The organism is Pseudomonas sp. WT-JTC, from assembly GCF_056711565.1.
Map to the genome: position 1 here is coordinate 4,833,555 of NZ_CM160042.1, position 16,883 is coordinate 4,850,437.

The following is a 16,883-nucleotide window of genomic DNA, read 5'->3' on the forward strand; positions in this document are numbered from 1 at the left end:
CACTGCAAATCCTTGTGGGAGCTGGCCTGCCCGCGAGAAGGCCTCTATAGACGCTAGAGAATCAAAGCCCCTCCAACTCGGCCATCAAGTCATTCAAGCGATCCACTTTCTCCTCGGTGATCTCACTCGCCGCCAGCCCGGCTATATGCCCGGCCAGTTCCTCCACCGTGCTGCACTCGAACATCGCCCGCAGCGGCACGTCCCGTTGCAGGGTTTTCTGCACCCGCGAAGCGATTTGCGTGGCCAGCAATGAGTGTCCGCCGAGCTCGAAGAAGTTGTCGTGAATACCCACTCGCTCGACCTTCAACACCTCTGCCCAAATATCCGCCAGGGTCTGCTCAAGTTCATTGCGCGGCGCCTGATAGGCCTGGCTTTGCATCTGGCCGATTTCCAGCGCCGGCAACGCCTTGCGATCCAGTTTGCCGTTGGCGTTGAGCGGCAGTTTGTCCAGCCACAACCAATGCAGCGGCACCATGTATTCCGGTAGCTCGGCACGCAGGCGTTGCTTGATGTGCTCCAGGCATTTGGCAGGATCGAGCGCTGAATCGACAGCCACCAGGTAGCCCACCAGATGCTTGCCGTTCGCCCCTTCCTGCACACCCACCGCCGCATCGCGGACTTCCGGTTGCTCATGCAGGCGAGCCTCGATTTCACCCAACTCGATGCGGTAACCGCGAATCTTCACCTGATGGTCGATGCGACCGACGTATTCCAGAACACCGTCGCTGCGACGGCGTGCCAGGTCGCCAGTTCGATACAAACGCTCGCCAGGGGCACCGAACGGGTTCGGCACAAACACCGGTGCGGTGCGCAGCGGATCGCTGACATAACCGCGGCCGACCCCGGTGCCCGCCACGCACAATTCACCCACCGCGCCCAGCGGCACCAGTTCCAGCGCTCCATCGAGCAGGTACAGACGGTTGTTGTCGGTCGGCGTGCCGATCGGCAGGTAGCTGCCGCGAGTCGAAGCCATGTCAACGCGGAAGAACGCCACGTCGTCCGAGCACTCAGCCGGACCGTAGGCATTCACCAGACCGATCTGCGGATAGCGCAACAGCCATTGATGCGCCAGTTCCGGTGGCATCGCCTCACCGGTTGGCAGCATCCAGCGCAAGCCGTCGAGGCTCATGCGCTCCTGGGCGAGCATGCCATGGATCAGCGACGGCACGCTCTCCAGCACAGTAATGCCCTGGCTCTGCACATGGGCCAACAAGCCTTGCGGATCGTGGGCAATGGCGTTCGGCACAATGTCCACCCGTGCGCCGAACAACGGCGCGGCGAGGAACTGCCACACGGAAATGTCGAAGCTTTGCGACGCCGTCTGGGCGATCACATCGGCGTCGCTCAGGTTCAGGTACGGCACCTTGCTCAACTGATTGTTGAGCATGCCGCGCTGTTCGACCATCACGCCCTTCGGCAAACCGGTGGAGCCAGAGGTATAGATCACATAGGCCAGATTGTCCGGGGCGCTGTACAGGCCAGGGTTATCCGCCGACAGCGCAAGGGCCTGAACTTCCTCCCAGACCAGCAGCCGTGGCCGATTGGCGCAGGCGAACTCGTCGAGCAGGGTCTGCGCCTGTTCACGGCACGCTTGCGTGCACACCAGCAAAGGCGTGCGACTCAATTCGATGATCCGGCTCAGACGCTGGCTCGGCAGCCCCGGGTCCAGCGGCAAGTAACCCGCACCGGCCTTGAAGCTGCCGATGATCATGCCCAGCAAATCGAGGTTGCGTTCGGCCAGCAACGCCACCGGTTGATCGCACCCGACACCTGCGGCGATCAACGCATGACCCAGACGGTTACTGCGCTGGTTCAGTTCGAGGTAGCTGTACTGCCGGTCAATACAGCTGGCGGCAATGCGCTGCGGGTGCCGGGCGACCTGGCTTTCGAACAATGAAACGTAGCTCTGCTCCAGCGGGTACTCGTGTTCGCTCTGGTTGCAGCCATGGATGAGGAAGTCCTGCTCCTCGGCCCCCAGCAACGGCAAGTCGGCCATGTCGCCATGGAACCCGTCCATCAATGCCAGCAGCAAACGCTTGAACTCACCGAGCATGCGTTCGACCGTGGTCTCATCGAAATAGCGCTGGTCGTAGGACAGATGCAAGCCCAGGTCATCACCCGGATAGCACACCGCCGTCAGCGGGAAGTTGGTGTGCGTGCGACCCGAATCCGAGGTCGCGTTGAGGCTCTGCGCGCGGTCCAGCACCGAGACTTCCACCGGGGCGTTTTCGAACACGAACAGGCTGTCGAACAGAGGCTGGCCTTTGGGCAGTTCGCTCTGTTCCTGGATGTTCACCAGCGGCAGGTATTCGTATTCACGCAGTTGCATGTTGTTGTCGAGCAGACCGCTAAGCCACTGGCGCACGCTGCAACGCTGGCCGTCCTCGGGCATTTTTACCCGCAGCGCGATGCTGTTGATGAACAGGCCGACGGTGCGCTGCATCTGCGGCATGTCCACCGGACGCCCGGCCACAGTGACACCGAACAGCACGTCGCGATCACCGCTCAAGCGCCGCAGCACCAGCGCCCACGCCGCCTGGGCGAAGGTGTTGATGGTCAACTGATGGGCCTGGGCCAGTTCACGCAATTGCACGCCGTCACGGGCATCGAGCCTTGTGTAGCGGTCGCCGACGATCATGCCGCCGCTGTCGCCGGCATGTTCGCGCAGGAACGGCCGGTCGCTCGGGATCGGTGTGGTGCGTTCGAAACCCTGCAGGCTGGTTTTCCACCACTGCCGCGCTTCGGCGAGGTTCTGATGCTGCAGCCAGCCGATGTAGTCGCGATAACGCGACACAAGCCCAAGCTGCGCTTCCCGGTCTTCGCCGAGGGCGCTGTAGATCTCGAAGAAGTCATTCATCAGCAGCGAACGGCACCAGGCATCGATGAGGATGTGGTGGTTGCTCATCATGAACCAGTAGCGCGCCGCGCCGACCCGGATCAGGCGCAAGTGGAACGGTGCCTGGTTGAGCAGGTCGAACCCGGCCTCGCGTTCGGTCTTGAGCAAGGTTTGCAGCTTCGGCTCTTGCTCCGCTTGCGCGATGTCACTCCAGTCGAGGTATTCGATCGGCGTGCTGCCCGGTTTGTGAATCACTTGCAGCATATTTTTGCCGACGTTCCAACAGAATGAGGCACGCAACGCTTCGTGGCGGGCGATCACCGCTTGCCAGGCCTGGGCAAAACGCTGCGGATCGAGTTCGCTGTTGATGCGGTAGCGGTCCTGCATGTAGTACAGGCCGGTGCCCGGCTCCAGCAAGGTGTGCAAGAGCATGCCTTCCTGCATGGGGGTCAACGGGTAGACGTCTTCAATTTCGGCGGCCGGGACCGGCAGCGCATCCAGTTGCGTCTGATTGAGCTGCGCCAGCGGGAAGTCCGACGGCGTCAGGCCACCCGCGTCGTCGCGCAGGCAATGCTCGATCAGGCTGCTCAACTCACCAAGATAGGCATCGGCCAGCTCGCCGATGGTTGACGGATCGAATCGTTCGGCGCTGAAGGTCCAGCGCAGTACCAACTCACCGCCATACACCTGACCGTCGACGCTCAGCTCGTTGGGCAGCGGGGCATTGGCATCGTGGGCCGCACCGATGGCTTCATCCAGTGGACGGAACAGCGCATCGGCACCGAAACTCTGGTCGAATTGGCCGAGGTAGTTGAAGGTGATCGGCGCCTGCGGCAACGCCGTCATGCGGTGGCGGCTCTGCTCATCGGCGAGGTAACGCAGCACGCCATAACCCAGGCCCTTGTGCGGCACGGCGCGCAATTGCTCCTTGATCGCCTTGATCGACGCGCCCTGACCGGCGGCTTCTTCGATGTTCGACGGCGTAAGGCGCAGCGGATAGGCGCTGGTGAACCAGCCTACGGTACGGGTCAGGTCGATCTCGTCGAACAGCGCTTCGCGGCCGTGGCCTTCCAGTTGAATCAGCGCCGATGACTGACCGCTCCAGCGGCACAGCACGCGAGCCAAAGCGGTCAACAGCAAGTCGTTGACCTGGGTGCGATAGGCGCTCGGCGCCTGTTGCAGCAACTGCCGCGTGTGCTCGCTGTCGAGGCGCACGCTGACGGTTTGCGCATGACGGTTCTGCCGTCCGCCATTGGGGTGATCGCAGGGCAGATCTGCACCTGGCCCGGCCAGATGCGCCTGCCACCAAGCCAGTTCTTCGCGTAGGGATTCGCTACCCGCGTAGGCCTGCAAGCGTGCGGCCCAGTCCTTGAAGGCGCTGGTTTTCGCTGGCAGTTTCACCGACTGCCGGGCGTCCAGTTGGCGATACACGGTCTGCAAGTCATCCAGCAGCACCCGCCACGACACACCGTCCACCACCAAGTGGTGAATGGCGATAAACAAGCGTTGCTGGCCTTCAGGGCCATCGACCAGCAACACGCGCAGCAACGGCCCCTCTTCAAGGTCGAGGCTGCGCTGGGCATCGGCGAACAAGGCGGCGCATTTGTCCATGGACGCAACGCGCACCTGCCACAGCACCGGCGCATCGGAAATCGGCTGGTGTGTGGCCTGCCATTGGCCGGTAACCTTGCTGAAACGCAGGCGCAGGGCGTCGTGCTGTTCGATCACCGCCAGCAGTGCTTGCTCAAGACGATGAGGTTCCAGGGCGACAGTCGGCTGCAGCAACAACGCCTGGTTCCAGTGCTGGCGCTGCGGGATGTCGGTGTCGAAGAACCAGTGCTGGATCGGCGTCAGTCGCGACTCGCCCATGATCAAGCCCTGCTCGGCGCTGACCTGCTCGCTGCAGGTGGCCACGGCGGCGAGAGTCTGCACGGTCTGATGCTGGAACAGGTCGCGAGGGCTGAAGTGGATGCCCTGCTGGCGCGCCCGGCTGACCACCTGGATCGACAGAATCGAGTCACCGCCCAACTCGAAGAAGTTGTCGTTGAGGCCAACCTGAGCGACGTTCAGCACTTCGCACCAGATCTGCGCCAGCGTGACTTCAAGCTCGTTGACGGGCGCCACGTAATGTTGGCGACCCGACTCCGGGTCCGGCGCCGGGAGCGCACGGCGGTCGAGTTTGCCGTTGGCGTTCAACGGCATGCTCGCCAGCAGGATCAGGTGCGTGGGCACCATGTAATCCGGCAGGTGCGACTTCAAGTGTGCCTTGAGCGCTTCGCGCAATGCGGCGTGTTGCGCTTCGCTCTGTTCGGCGACGTCAGTGGCGAGGTAACCCACCAGTTGCTTGCCGCTCGGTGCATCCAGGGCCAGCACCACCGCTTCACGAATCGACTCGTGCTCCAGCAAACGGGTTTCGATTTCACCCAATTCTATGCGGAATCCGCGAATCTTCACCTGATGGTCGATCCGGCCAAGGTATTCCACCAGGCCATCAGCGCGCTGACGCACCAGATCGCCGGTGCGGTAGATGCGCCCGCCGCCGGCGACAAACGGATCAGCCACGAAGCGCTCCGCGGTCATGCCCGGACGCTGGTGATAACCCTGGGCCAGGCCAGCGCCACCAACGTACAACTCGCCGGTCGCGCCTTGCGGCACCAACGCCAGATCGGCGTCGAGAATGTAGGCCACGCGGTCGCCGATCACACTGCCGATCGGCACGCTGCCGACGCCCTCTTCCAACACTTCAGGCGCCAGGCTGGCCAGCGGCATGACCACGGTTTCGGTCGGACCGTAGGCGTTGAAGAACAGACTCGGCTTGAACGCTGCGCGAATGCGCGCCAGGTGCTCACCGGTCAGCGCTTCGCCTCCAGTGATGATCATGCGCACCGGCAAAGTCTGGTCCTGGGTCGCCAGCCATTGCGCCAACTGACTGCCGTAGCTCGGCGTGAAACCGAGGACGTTGATGTGATGACGACGGATCAGGCCACAGATTTCTTCCGCGTCCCACTGCCCTTGAGCGCGCAACACGACTTGCGCGCCACTGAGCAGCGGCACCAGCAATCGCTCGGTCGCGGCGTCGAAGTTGATCGAATAAAAGTGCAGTTCGCAGTCATCGGGGCGCATGCCGAAATGCTCGATCACGGCGCGACAGTGCATGGCGATTTCGCCGTGGGACACCACCACGCCTTTCGGTTTACCGGTCGAGCCCGAGGTGTAGATCAGGTAGGCCTGATGCTGCGGCAGGCTGATCAGCGGCAGCCCGGTGGCCGGGTAGTTGGACAGTGCCACGGCGTCCTCTTCAAGACACCAGCGGCCAACGGTCGCTGGCAGCTCGCCCAGGGCCTTGAACATCGCCGCATCGCTGAGCAGCAAACCGAGGCCGCTGTCTTCGATCATGTAATGCAAGCGGTCCAGCGGGTATTCCGGGTCCAGCGGCACATAGGCGCCGCCGGCCTTGAGGATCGCCAGCAAGCCGACAACCATCTCCAGCGAGCGCTCCAGTGCCAGCCCCACACGCACCTGCGGTCCGACGCCACGCTCGAGCAGCATCCAGGCCAGGCGATTGGAGCGGCTGTCGAGCTCGGCGTAGCTCAGGGTCTGCCCGGCGAAAGTCAGGGCCGGAGCGTCCTGGCGCATCGAGGCTTGCTCGGCGAACAGGTGATGGATGCACTGATCCAGCCGATGTTCGCCCGCCTCGACACCGAGGCTGTCGAGCAGACGTTGTTGTTCATCGCCCGCCAGCAGCGGCAGCTCGCTCAAGCGTTGTTGCGGATCGGCAATCAGCGCCTCCAGCAGATTGCGCCAATGCCCGGCCATGCGGGCGATGCGCGGTTCGTCGAACAGATCGGTGCTGTAGGTCAGGCAGCAACCGAGGCGATGGTCGAGGTCGGTGACTTCCAGGTTGAGGTCGAACTTGGTCGCGCGGGCATCGTTGGCCAGGTACTCGACCGTCATGCCGGCCAGGGTGCGGCTTTGCTGGAACTCCCAGCGCTGCACGTTGCACATCACCTGGAACAACGGGTTGTAGGCCGCGCTACGTGGCGGTTGCAAGGCTTCCACCAGATGATCGAAAGGCAAGTCCTGATGGGACTGGCCCTCGATCAACGTATGGCGCACCTGCTCGAACAGTTCGCCGACAGACATCTGCCCGTCGAGCTGGCAACGCAGCACCTGGGTGTTGAGGAATGCGCCGATCAGCCCTTCGCTTTCCGGACGAATGCGGTTGGCGACTGGCGCGCCGATGCGCAGATCGGTCTGACCGCTGTAGCGGTACAGCAGCGTAGCCAGGGTGGCAGTCATGGTCATGAACAACGTCAGGCCATGTTGTGCATTGAAGGCACGGACCCGTGCCGCGAGGTCGTCGCTCAAATCGAAACGGTACAACTCACCCTGATGGCTTTGCACCGGCGGACGCGGGCGGTCGGCCGGCAACTCCAGCAGCGGATGTTCGCGGCCCAGTTGTGTGGTCCAGTAATCGAGCTGGCGCTGGCGCTCGCCGGACTCCAGCCACTGACGCTGCCACACGCTGTAGTCCAGGTACTGCACCGGCAACGGCGCGAGCGGCGACTCGCGGTCGTCGACAAAGGCTTCGTAGAGTGCGCTGAGTTCCCGGGCAAAGATGTCCATCGCCCAGCCTTCGGTGACGATGTGGTGCAAGGTCAGTACGAAGTAGTGTTCTTGTTCGGCGGTCTTGACCAGACAGGCGCGCAACAGCGGTCCGGTTTCCAGATCGAACGGCTGGTGCGCTTCATCGTCGGCCAGTTGCTGGACCTGCCACTCGCGACCGTCGGCATCCAGCGCGGTGAAATCCTTCCACGCCATGCGCACGCCGGCTTCCGTGTGCACGAGTTGACGGGCGACACCGTCGATGCTCGGGAACGTGGTGCGCAGGGTTTCGTGACGCAGGATCAGGGCTTGCAATGCGGCTTCGAAACGCGCGACATCGAGCACACCGCGCAGTCGTGCCATGCCACCGACGTTGTAGGCCGGGCTGTCCGGCTCCATCTGCCAGAGGAACCACATGCGCTGCTGGGAATAGGACAGCGGTACCGCCTGGCGGCGGTCGACTTTCTCGATGGGTGGCTGTTCGTTGGTGCTGCCGCTGGCCTGGATCAAGCGAACCTGTTCGGCAAATGCACCCAGTTCACTGTGTTCGAACAGCACCCGCAGCGGCAACTCGACGTCGCAGGCCTGACGGGTACGGGAGATGATTTGCGTGGCCAGCAGCGAGTGACCGCCCAAGGCAAAGAAATCATCGTGCAGGCCGACCTGTGCCAAGCCCAGCACCTCGCGCCAGATACCGGCGATTTGTCGTTCCAGTTCAGTCACTGGTTCAACGTGCTCGCGCACCTGCCACTGTGGTTCCGGCAAGGCGCGACGGTCGAGTTTGCCGCTCGGGCCGAGGGGCATTTCCCGCAGGCGCATCAGTTGCGCCGGGACCATGTACTCCGGCAGCTCGGCGGCCAAAGCGCTTTTCAGGTACGCGGTTTGATCGGCTTCGTCCCCGGCACTGTCCGCAGCGGTGTAGTAACCGATCAGCTGTGCACCGGCCACGGTTTCGCGCACCAGCACCACGGCTTGCGCAACGCCGACCTGGGCCAGCAGCCGTGCTTCGATTTCCTGTGGCTCGACCCGGAACCCGCGCAGTTTGACCTGCTGATCGAGACGGCCGAGGTATTCAATCACGCCATCGGCCGTCCAGCGTGCACGGTCGCCGGTGCGGTACAGGCGCGCGCCCGGCTCGCCCAAGGGATCGACCACGAAGCGTTCAGCGGTCAACGCCGGACGACCGAGATAACCACGGGCCAAACCCACGCCGCTGATGCACAGCTCACCCGGCACGCCAGCCGGAACCGGATTGAGATCGTTGTCGAGTACACGGCAGACGACGTTACCCAGCGGACGGCCAATCGGCGAACGCTCGCCATCAGCGCGGGAGCAGTGCCAATGGGTCACGTTGATTGCGGTTTCGGTGGGGCCGTAGCGGTTGTGCAGTTGCACTGCCGGCAACTGTTCCAGCACGCGATTGCGCAGTTCAGCGGGCAACGCTTCGCCCCCGGAGAACACGCGGCGCAGGCTGGTGCATTCAGCGCTCAACGGTTCCTCGATGAACAGCGAAAGCAACGGCGGCACGAAGTGCAGCGTGGTCACGCCATGCTCTTTAACAAGCTGCGCGATGCGATGCGGATCTCGGTGTTCACCGGGGCCAGCGATCAACAAGCGCGCACCGGTAATCAGTGGCCAGAAGCATTCCCACACCGACACGTCAAAACTGATCGGTGCCTTTTGCATCAGCACATCGGTTTCGTTCAGGCGATAGGTTTGCTGCATCCATTGCAAGCGCTCGGCCAGTGCCGCGTGGGTGTTGCCGACGCCTTTGGGCTGGCCGGTGGAACCGGAGGTGTAAATCACATAGGCGAGGTTGTCGCCATGCAGATGCAGGTCCGGCGCACGGCTAGGCCAGTTCTCCAGATGGAGCGCGTCCATGGCTATTACGCTGACACCCTCGGTGGCTGGCAGACGATCAAGCAATTGGGTCTGGGTCAGCAGCAACTCGACGCCGCTGTCGTTGAGCATGTAGGCCAGGCGTTCGGCCGGGTAATCCGCATCCAGCGGCACATAGGCACCACCCGCCTTGATGATCGCCAGCAGGCCGATCAGCATTTGTGGCGAACGCTCGCAGGCGATGGCCACACAGACGTCCGGACCAACGCCTTTGTCGCGCAGGTAATGAGCCAAACGGTTGGCCCGGGTGTGCAGTTCGGCGAAGTCCAGGCTACCGCCGTCCCACACCAGCGCGGTGCGTTGCGGCGCTCGGTGCGCCTGCTCGTTGAGCCATTCAGGCAGCCATTGGCTGGCGGGTGCGCACACTGCGGTGGCCCAGCCCGATTGCTGACGGTGCTCGGCAGCCGTCAACAGTGGCAGGTCGCCGATGGCGATGTCCGGTTGCTCGCAGACAGCCCGCAACAGATTGCTGAAATGCTCGGCCAGGCACTCGATGGTCGCGGCGTCGAACAACTCGCTGGCGTAGTCGAACGACAAGGTCAGGCGACCGTTGCGGTCTTCTTCGCTGTGCAACTGCAAATCGAACTTGGCTTCTGGGCTATGCCACGGCAGCTCTTCGGCCAACAGCCCCGGCAGGCGGCGCAAGGCACTCAGGTCCCGTTGCTGATGATTGAACATGACCTGGAACAGGCCCTGCTCGCGGGCCTGCGGGAAAGCCTCCAGCAGTTGCTCGAATGGCAGGTCCTGATGGGCCTGGGCGCCCAATGCGGCGCGCCGGGTTTGCGCCAGCAACTCAGCGAATGGCTGGCGTGAGTCCACCTCGGCACGCAGCACTTGGGTATTGATGAAGAATCCCATCAGCCCTTGGGTTTCCAGGCGCGGGCGGTTGGCATTGGGTACGCCGATACGGATTTCACGCTGGCCGCTGTAGCGGTGCAACAGGCCCTGAAATGCTGCGAGCAGCAGCATGAACGACGTGGACTCATGGGCTTGGGCGGTCTGGCGGATGGCTTCGCTGAGGGGCGCCTCCAGGCGCACCGTGTGGCGCGCAGCACTGCGCAGTTGTTGTGCCGAACGGGGATGGTCGGTGGCCAGGGACAAGGTCGGGTGTTCGTCGCCCAACTGCGTTTTCCAGTAAGCCAGTTGCCGCTCGCCCTCCCCTTGCGCCAGCCATTGACGCTGCCAGCTGCCGTAATCGGCGTACTGCGTCGGCAATGGCGCCAACTGCGTGTGCTGCCCCTGGGAGGCCGCCGCATACAGGCGCGAGAACTCGTCGATCAGTACATTCAGCGACCAGCCGTCCGCAATGATGTGGTGCAGGGTCACCAGCAATTGGTGATCTTCGTCGTCGAGGCGTACGAGTGTCACCCACAGCAGCGGACCTTTTTCCAGATCGAACCGGGTACGCGCCTGGTCCTCACGGATTTGCAGCGCCCGGGCTTCACGCTCGGCAGCCGGCAGGTCGCTGATGTCGATCATTTGCAGATTGAACCCGGCGGCCGGGTCGACCTGTTGCAACGCCACGCCATCACGCTCGAAGAATCGCGTGCGCAGGGATTCGTGGCGCTCGATCAACTGCTGGAAACTGGTGCGCAAGGCGTCCTCATCCAGTTCACCGCGCAGGCGCAAGGCACCGGGAATGTTGTAGGCGCTGCTGTGGGGTTCCAGTTGCCAGGTGATCCACAGGCGGTTTTGTGCCAGGGATTGCGGCATCGGTTGCTGGCGCGACAGCGCAGTGATCGCGCCCTGGGCCAGGCCTCCGTCCTGTTGCTGGCGGGCCACCGCTTCGGCGAATGCACCGAGCGTCGGCGCTTCGAACAGCAGGCGCAGGCTCAACTCCAGCCCCAGCTCTTCACGCAGACGCGCCACGACTTGCGTCGCGGCAATGGAGTTGCCGCCAAGCAGGAAGAAATGATCGTCGGCGCCCACCTGCCCGACCTGCAACTGCTCGCACCAGAGGCGACCGATCAGGCTTTGCAGCCCGGAGCCCGACTCGATCGGGCCTGCACTTTCGGTGGTGGCCGACGGGAACACCGCGTAGCTGTCGAGGCTGCTGTCCGCCAGGCGACTGCGGCACGCCGAGCGTTGCAATTTGCCGCTGGATGTCTTGGGCAGCGCGCCCGGATTGAGCAGCACCACCACGCTCGGTGCTTCCTGATACGCCTCGGCGACGGCCTGGCGAATGGCTTTGATCAAGGATTCGGGCGGCAGGATTTTCTGCACGCTGCGGCTGATTTCGGCGGCGATGCCGATGCCTTCCTGACCATCAACCGTGACGGCGAAGGCGGCAACCCGGCCTTTGCGCACCACTTCCACTTCGCGTTCGACAGCCTGCTCGATGTCCTGCGGGTACAGGTTGTGCCCACGCACGATCAGCATGTCCTTCAGGCGGCCGGTGATGAACAGTTCACCGTTGCGCATGAAACCCAGGTCACCGGTTCGCAGCCAAGTCTGGCCGGCGTGCCGGACGAAGGTCCTGGCGGATGCCTCGGGATTGCGCCAGTAACCGAGGGCGATGCTCGGCCCGCTGGCCCAGATTTCACCGACGGCGTTGTCGGCCTGTTCGTTGAGCGAGACAGGCTCGATGATCAGCACGGCGTGACCCGGTTGGCTGACACCACAACTCATGATCGGGCTGCCCTCGCCCGCTTCGACACGGTTTTGTGCCAGAGCCTGATCGTCTACCCGCAGGTTGCCGATGCCTTGGCCGCGCGGTGTGCCGGCTACGAACAATGTGGCTTCGGCCAGACCGTAGGAAGCCATGAAACTGTCTGCGGTGAAGCCGCAGGTCGCGAACTTCCCGGCGAAGCGTTCCAGCGTGTCGAGGCGAATCGGTTCGGAACCGGAGTACGCCACGCGCCAACCACTCAGGTCGAGCCGTTCCAGGGCTGACTCACTGACCCGCTCGCTGCACAAGCGATAGGCAAAATCCGGCCCGCCGCTGATGGTGCCGCCGTATTCGCTGATCGCCTCCAACCAGCGCAACGGCCGGCCGAGGAAGTACGCCGGCGACATCAACACGCAAGGCACGCCACTGAAAATCGGCTGCAGCAGGCCACCGATCAGGCCCATGTCGTGGTACAGCGGCAGCCAGCTGACGATCACGTCGTCGGGGTTCAGATCAATGCCGAAACCGTGGCGAATCAGCAATTCGTTGGCCACCAGATTGCCGTGGCTGACTTGCACGCCTTTGGGCAGCGCGGTAGAGCCGGAGGTGTATTGCAGGAAGGCGATGTGATCGTCCTGCAAGTCCGCCGCGACCCAGCGCTCGGCCAGCGCAGCGTCGAGGGAATCGACACACAGCATCGGCGGCGCCCCGTCGATTTGCTGTAACGCATCGCGCAACCCGGCGCTGGTCAGCAGCAAGCGCGGCTGGGCATCGCTGATGATCGACAACAGGCGTTCCTGATGATGACGCCGTGTCGATTCCGGCGGGTAGGCCGGCACCGCGATCACGCCCGCGTACAGGCAACCGAAGAACGCCGCGACGTAATCAGGGCCACTGGGAAACAGCAGCACGGCGCGGTCACCGAAATCCGCCTGAGCCTGCAACGCGCCGGCAATCGTCCGCGCCCGCTGATCCAGCTCGCGATAACTGAGCACCACAGCCTGATCCGGGGTCTCGGCGAGAAAGCGCAAGGCCACCCGATCCGGCGTCAGAGCCGCGCGGCGCTGAAGGGCTTGGACCATTGTGCTGGGGAGTTCGAACGCGTCGGTCATGAGGTTTCCTGCCTGATTTCGGCTGTAGGAGCGAGCTTGCTCGCGAAAAACCCAAGGACGCCGCTGGGCATCTGGTTTTACGCGTGATCGTTGACGACCATCGCGAGCGAGCTCGCTCCTACAGGGTTATGAGGATTGCGCTGTGTCATTCACCAAGGAGAACGGATGACGTCTTGAAATAATTAGGTGCCGGCTGGACCACCAAGCGCACTGAAGCAGGTCAGCTTGTCGCAGTGCTCACTCTGCATTTTTTAAAGCATTAATTATTTTTCTCATTTGACAATCATTATCATTAAGCCTAGTTTGTCGCTCGATGTGTAGGACGGCCCCCCCGATTCATTCGCCGCCCCACTAACCTTTTGGCAGCAGGGTGATTTCCATGATGGAACCAGTATCCACAAGCAGGTGCGATACACCTCTACTTCAGGCATTCGTCGACAATCGACTGATTCTGGTGAAGATCGCCGCCAGAATTACCGGTTGCCGCTCGCGTGCCGAAGATGTTGTGCAGGACGCATTCTTCCGGCTGCAATCGGCCCCACCCATCACCAGTTCGATCAAGGCTCAGCTCAGCTATCTGTTCCAGATCGTGCGCAACCTGGCGATCGACCATTACCGCAAGCAGGCGCTGGAGCAGAAATATTCCGGTCCTGAAGAGGAAGGACTGAATGTGGTGATCCAGGGAGCGTCACCGGAAACGTCGCACATCAATTTCTCGACGCTGGAGCACATCGCCGATGCGTTGACCGAGTTGCCGAGCCGCACCCGCTACGCCTTCGAGATGTATCGCCTGCACGGCGTACCGCAAAAAGACATCGCCAGGGAACTCGGCGTCTCGCCGACCCTGGTGAACTTCATGATCCGTGATGCGCTGGTGCACTGCCGCAAGGTGTCGGGCAAGCGTGGGGATGCGGCTGCTCGGCATTAAGAGCTGAAATCCGTGTCGCGCCCTTCGCGCTCCCACATTTGACCTGTGTTCGCAGGAACCTGTGGGAGCGGGCTTGCTCGCGAAAGCGGACTCAAGATAAAAGAAGCACTTGAGCCTTGAACATCAGGCCAACCGGCACCGATCAAAAAACCGCTCCCGCCCCAACACCATCAAGGCCGCGCGTTTGTGCGGGAAGTCGAACTCTTTCTCGCAGTGAAAGCATTGGTCCTGCATATACCCGATCATCTTCGCGTTATCGGCACGCGGCTCGGCAACCACGCGTTGCGTGCGCGGATCATCGAGAAACAGGTAATGCACCAGCGCCGATAACCAGCTCGCCACCTTGTGCGGACCGCGATGATTTTCTTCGCCCACCAGCATGTGAATGCCACGGTCGTAATCGTTGGCCTCATAGAACGGTGCGATGCGATCTTCCTTGACCCAGTAGGCTTCGAAGTAAGCGAACGGCCGATCGTCGAAACACCCGATCAAGGTCAGGGCGTGCGGGTCAGCCTCAAGTTTGCTCAGATATTGGCGATGCTGTTCGAGGCTGCCCTCCTCCTGCCAGAAACTCGCGACGCGCGGGCTGTTCTGCCATCGGTTGAAGCGTGCCAGGTCCTGCTCGATGTCCAGAGTGCGCAGGGAAACCCAGGCCCCCAGCCGCGCATCGAAGCGTCGATACACTTCACCCCGGGGTTTCACCGGTCGTCGAGGATGACGTTTGCCGTCGGTGATGACCATTTGCTGTGGGTAGCTGCCGGTCAGGGAATGCCTCAGCCACGGCTGCGGCAACTGCCAGAACAAGGTGCGCTCGCAGTGATACTGGCCGCTGATGGGGGTCGCAATCAGCAAGCCGCTGGACACGACTTCGTTCGGCACTTCCTGCAGTTGCCAGATCAGGCGCTGACAGTCGGGGTTGCGAGCGAACAGCCAGTAACAGGCCGCCCACAACGCTTGCCCTTCAGGGCAACTTGAACGCTCTGGCAATTGCACGTGCAACTCGGGGCCACGAATCAACCGCAGGGTGAGCAATGGTTGCCCTTCCAGGCTGAGGCTCAGGTGGCTTTGCGTTTCATCAGCGGCAAGACGACTGCCTGTCGGCAGACACAGGGCAGTCAGGTCATTCAGATTGGACATGGGTCGGGCTCACGATAATCGTCGACAGTTCAACGAGGTGACGTCAGCCACAGCGGGAAATTTAGGAAAAGACCATCAATTGGCGACTTGTGGTGCCGGTTCGTTGTGTGGGACCGGCACAAGCGCAATCTTGTACGGATCGAAAATCTTCAGCATCTGGCCGTTGTCCCGCAAGCCTTGCAGCACCCTGGCGAATGCCTCGCCGCTGATGGGAGCCGTCGGGCGCAGGATGGCGTAATGGTGATAGACCTGATCGATGCGTTGGGACGCCAGCAACTCGCTGGCAACTTTTTCATTGCGCAGGAAGTAGTCGCTCAGGTACGAACGCGTGACCAGGGCAATGTCGGCCCGGCCGCGCAACACCATCAGCAGATTGCTGTCATGGGAATAGGTCAGCGTGGCGTTGTAGTTTTTCTCCAGGTACTTGGGATCGGCATTGAAGTTGGCGAACTCGTAGTGATAGCCGCTGAACAGTGCCAGACGCTTGCCGCCCAGGTCGGCGAAATAGCTCTGCTGCCGATCGGGCAGGCGTTGCGCGACAAAAATCTCGGCGTCCTCCAGCCCCATGTCGACGGCGGTATGGGGAATGTCTTTCCAACCCCAGGCCGGGTTTTCGAAGATGGCCATGTCGACCCGGCCCTGCTTGAAGTCACCGAAGCGCCGGGGAATGGAAGTGGGCACCAGGACAAACTGGTAGTCGCTTTGCGATGCGTTCATCGCCTCGACCAGTTGCGGCAGCAACCCGGTATCGATCCCGGATTCCGGGCGCACGGTGTAGGGAGGAAAGTGCGCGGCACCAATGCGCACCAGTTGTGCAGCCTGGGACGGCACCATCGCTGACGCTGCAAGCATTGCCAGCAAAAGCCGCGAGGCTTTTCGAATTGGCGAACCCATCAAAATAACCCCACTCCCCAATAAAACGGCATCAATGCTATCAAGCTAGGCGGTTTCGTCCAGTTAGCCAGTTTAAAGTTGGCCAACACCACTTTATTGCCGGTCTTCCAGCACCAGAATCAACGCCTCATCGGCCAACTGATCGAGGGTCATGCTGCCCCCGGCGCGAAACCAGGTGGTGGTCCATGACAATGCGCCGGTCAGGAACCGCCGCGTGATGAACACATCGCCGCGGATAAACCCGGCGGCCTTGGCTTCGCCCAGTACTTGCAGCCAGATGTCTTCATAGATATCGCGCAGCGCCAGGACCCTGGCCTGGCCCTCTTCGGACAGCGAGCGCCATTCGTAGACCAGCACCGCCATGGCCTCGCCGCTGCCACCCATGATCGACTGCAATTCACAGCGGATCAGCGCCAGCACCCGCTCGCGAACATTGCCGGCGTCGGCGATGGCCGCACGCATCAGCGCGGTGTTGTAGCGAATGGTTTCTTCCATCACGGCGCGCAGGATTTCGTCCTTGCTTTTGAAGTGGTGGAAAATGCTCCCGGACTGAATGCCCACGGCGCCGGCCAGATCGCGCACGGTCGTGCGTTCATAGCCTTTATTGCGGAACAGGTGGGCCGCCACTTGCAGCAGCTTGCCACGGGCGCTGTCCGGGTCGGTCAATTGGCCGTCGTTGACCAATTCGCGCATGACCCTCAGGGCTTTTTGCTCGTCCACCCGTTCTCTCCTACAGTCGATCTATCAATAACGCCGATCCCCCGAAAACACCGGAGTTGCGCCGGCAATTTAAGCTGACGGATGGCACCAAGCAAGCGCTTGGGCAGAAGAAAATCAAGTCATTTACAAACCAAGCGCTTGCTT

The 16,883-nt window shown here is 62.2% G+C and carries 5 protein-coding genes; 1 reads left to right on the forward strand and 4 read right to left on the reverse strand.

Annotated elements, in window-relative coordinates; genetic code table 11:
• Nucleotides 1-61: 61 nt before the first annotated feature.
• The gene (locus AC06G5_RS21865; RefSeq protein ID WP_480458298.1) at nucleotides 62-13,060 is read right to left on the reverse strand and encodes a non-ribosomal peptide synthetase; all 12,999 of its coding nucleotides are present in this window, start codon (nucleotides 13,058-13,060) and stop codon (nucleotides 62-64) included.
• A 379-nt stretch (nucleotides 13,061-13,439) separates the two neighbouring features.
• Between AC06G5_RS21865 and AC06G5_RS21870 the strand changes: the two genes are divergently transcribed.
• The gene (locus tag AC06G5_RS21870) at nucleotides 13,440-13,988 is read left to right on the forward strand and encodes an RNA polymerase factor sigma-70 (RefSeq protein ID WP_116264816.1); all 549 of its coding nucleotides are present in this window, start codon (nucleotides 13,440-13,442) and stop codon (nucleotides 13,986-13,988) included.
• A gap of 123 nt (nucleotides 13,989-14,111) precedes the next feature.
• Here the strand turns inward: AC06G5_RS21870 and AC06G5_RS21875 are convergent, their stop codons facing one another.
• The 3 genes from AC06G5_RS21875 to AC06G5_RS21885 all read right to left on the reverse strand — a co-directional run bounded on the left by AC06G5_RS21875 (nucleotide 14,112) and on the right by AC06G5_RS21885 (nucleotide 16,739).
• Nucleotides 14,112-15,125 (reverse strand): GNAT family N-acetyltransferase, encoded by a 1,014-nt coding sequence (locus AC06G5_RS21875; protein ID WP_480458299.1) that lies wholly within the window; start codon nucleotides 15,123-15,125, stop codon nucleotides 14,112-14,114.
• 75 nt (nucleotides 15,126-15,200) lie between these two features.
• On the reverse strand, nucleotides 15,201-16,019 hold the full coding sequence (locus AC06G5_RS21880) for a substrate-binding periplasmic protein (protein ID WP_413423743.1): 819 nt from the start codon (nucleotides 16,017-16,019) through the stop codon (nucleotides 15,201-15,203).
• 93 nt (nucleotides 16,020-16,112) lie between these two features.
• Nucleotides 16,113-16,739: a TetR/AcrR family transcriptional regulator gene (locus AC06G5_RS21885; protein ID WP_413704291.1), complete on the reverse strand. Its 627-nt coding sequence runs from the start codon at nucleotides 16,737-16,739 to the stop codon at nucleotides 16,113-16,115.
• Nucleotides 16,740-16,883 lie beyond the last annotated feature (144 nt).

Coding starts and splice junctions, on each gene's coding strand:
- AC06G5_RS21865 (WP_480458298.1), bottom strand. CDS start 13,060: ATGACCGACGCGTTCGAACTCCCCAGCACAATGGTCCAAGCCCTTCAG.
- AC06G5_RS21870 (WP_116264816.1), top strand. CDS start 13,440: ATGATGGAACCAGTATCCACAAGCAGGTGCGATACACCTCTACTTCAG.
- AC06G5_RS21875 (WP_480458299.1), bottom strand. CDS start 15,125: ATGTCCAATCTGAATGACCTGACTGCCCTGTGTCTGCCGACAGGCAGT.
- AC06G5_RS21880 (WP_413423743.1), bottom strand. CDS start 16,019: ATGGGTTCGCCAATTCGAAAAGCCTCGCGGCTTTTGCTGGCAATGCTT.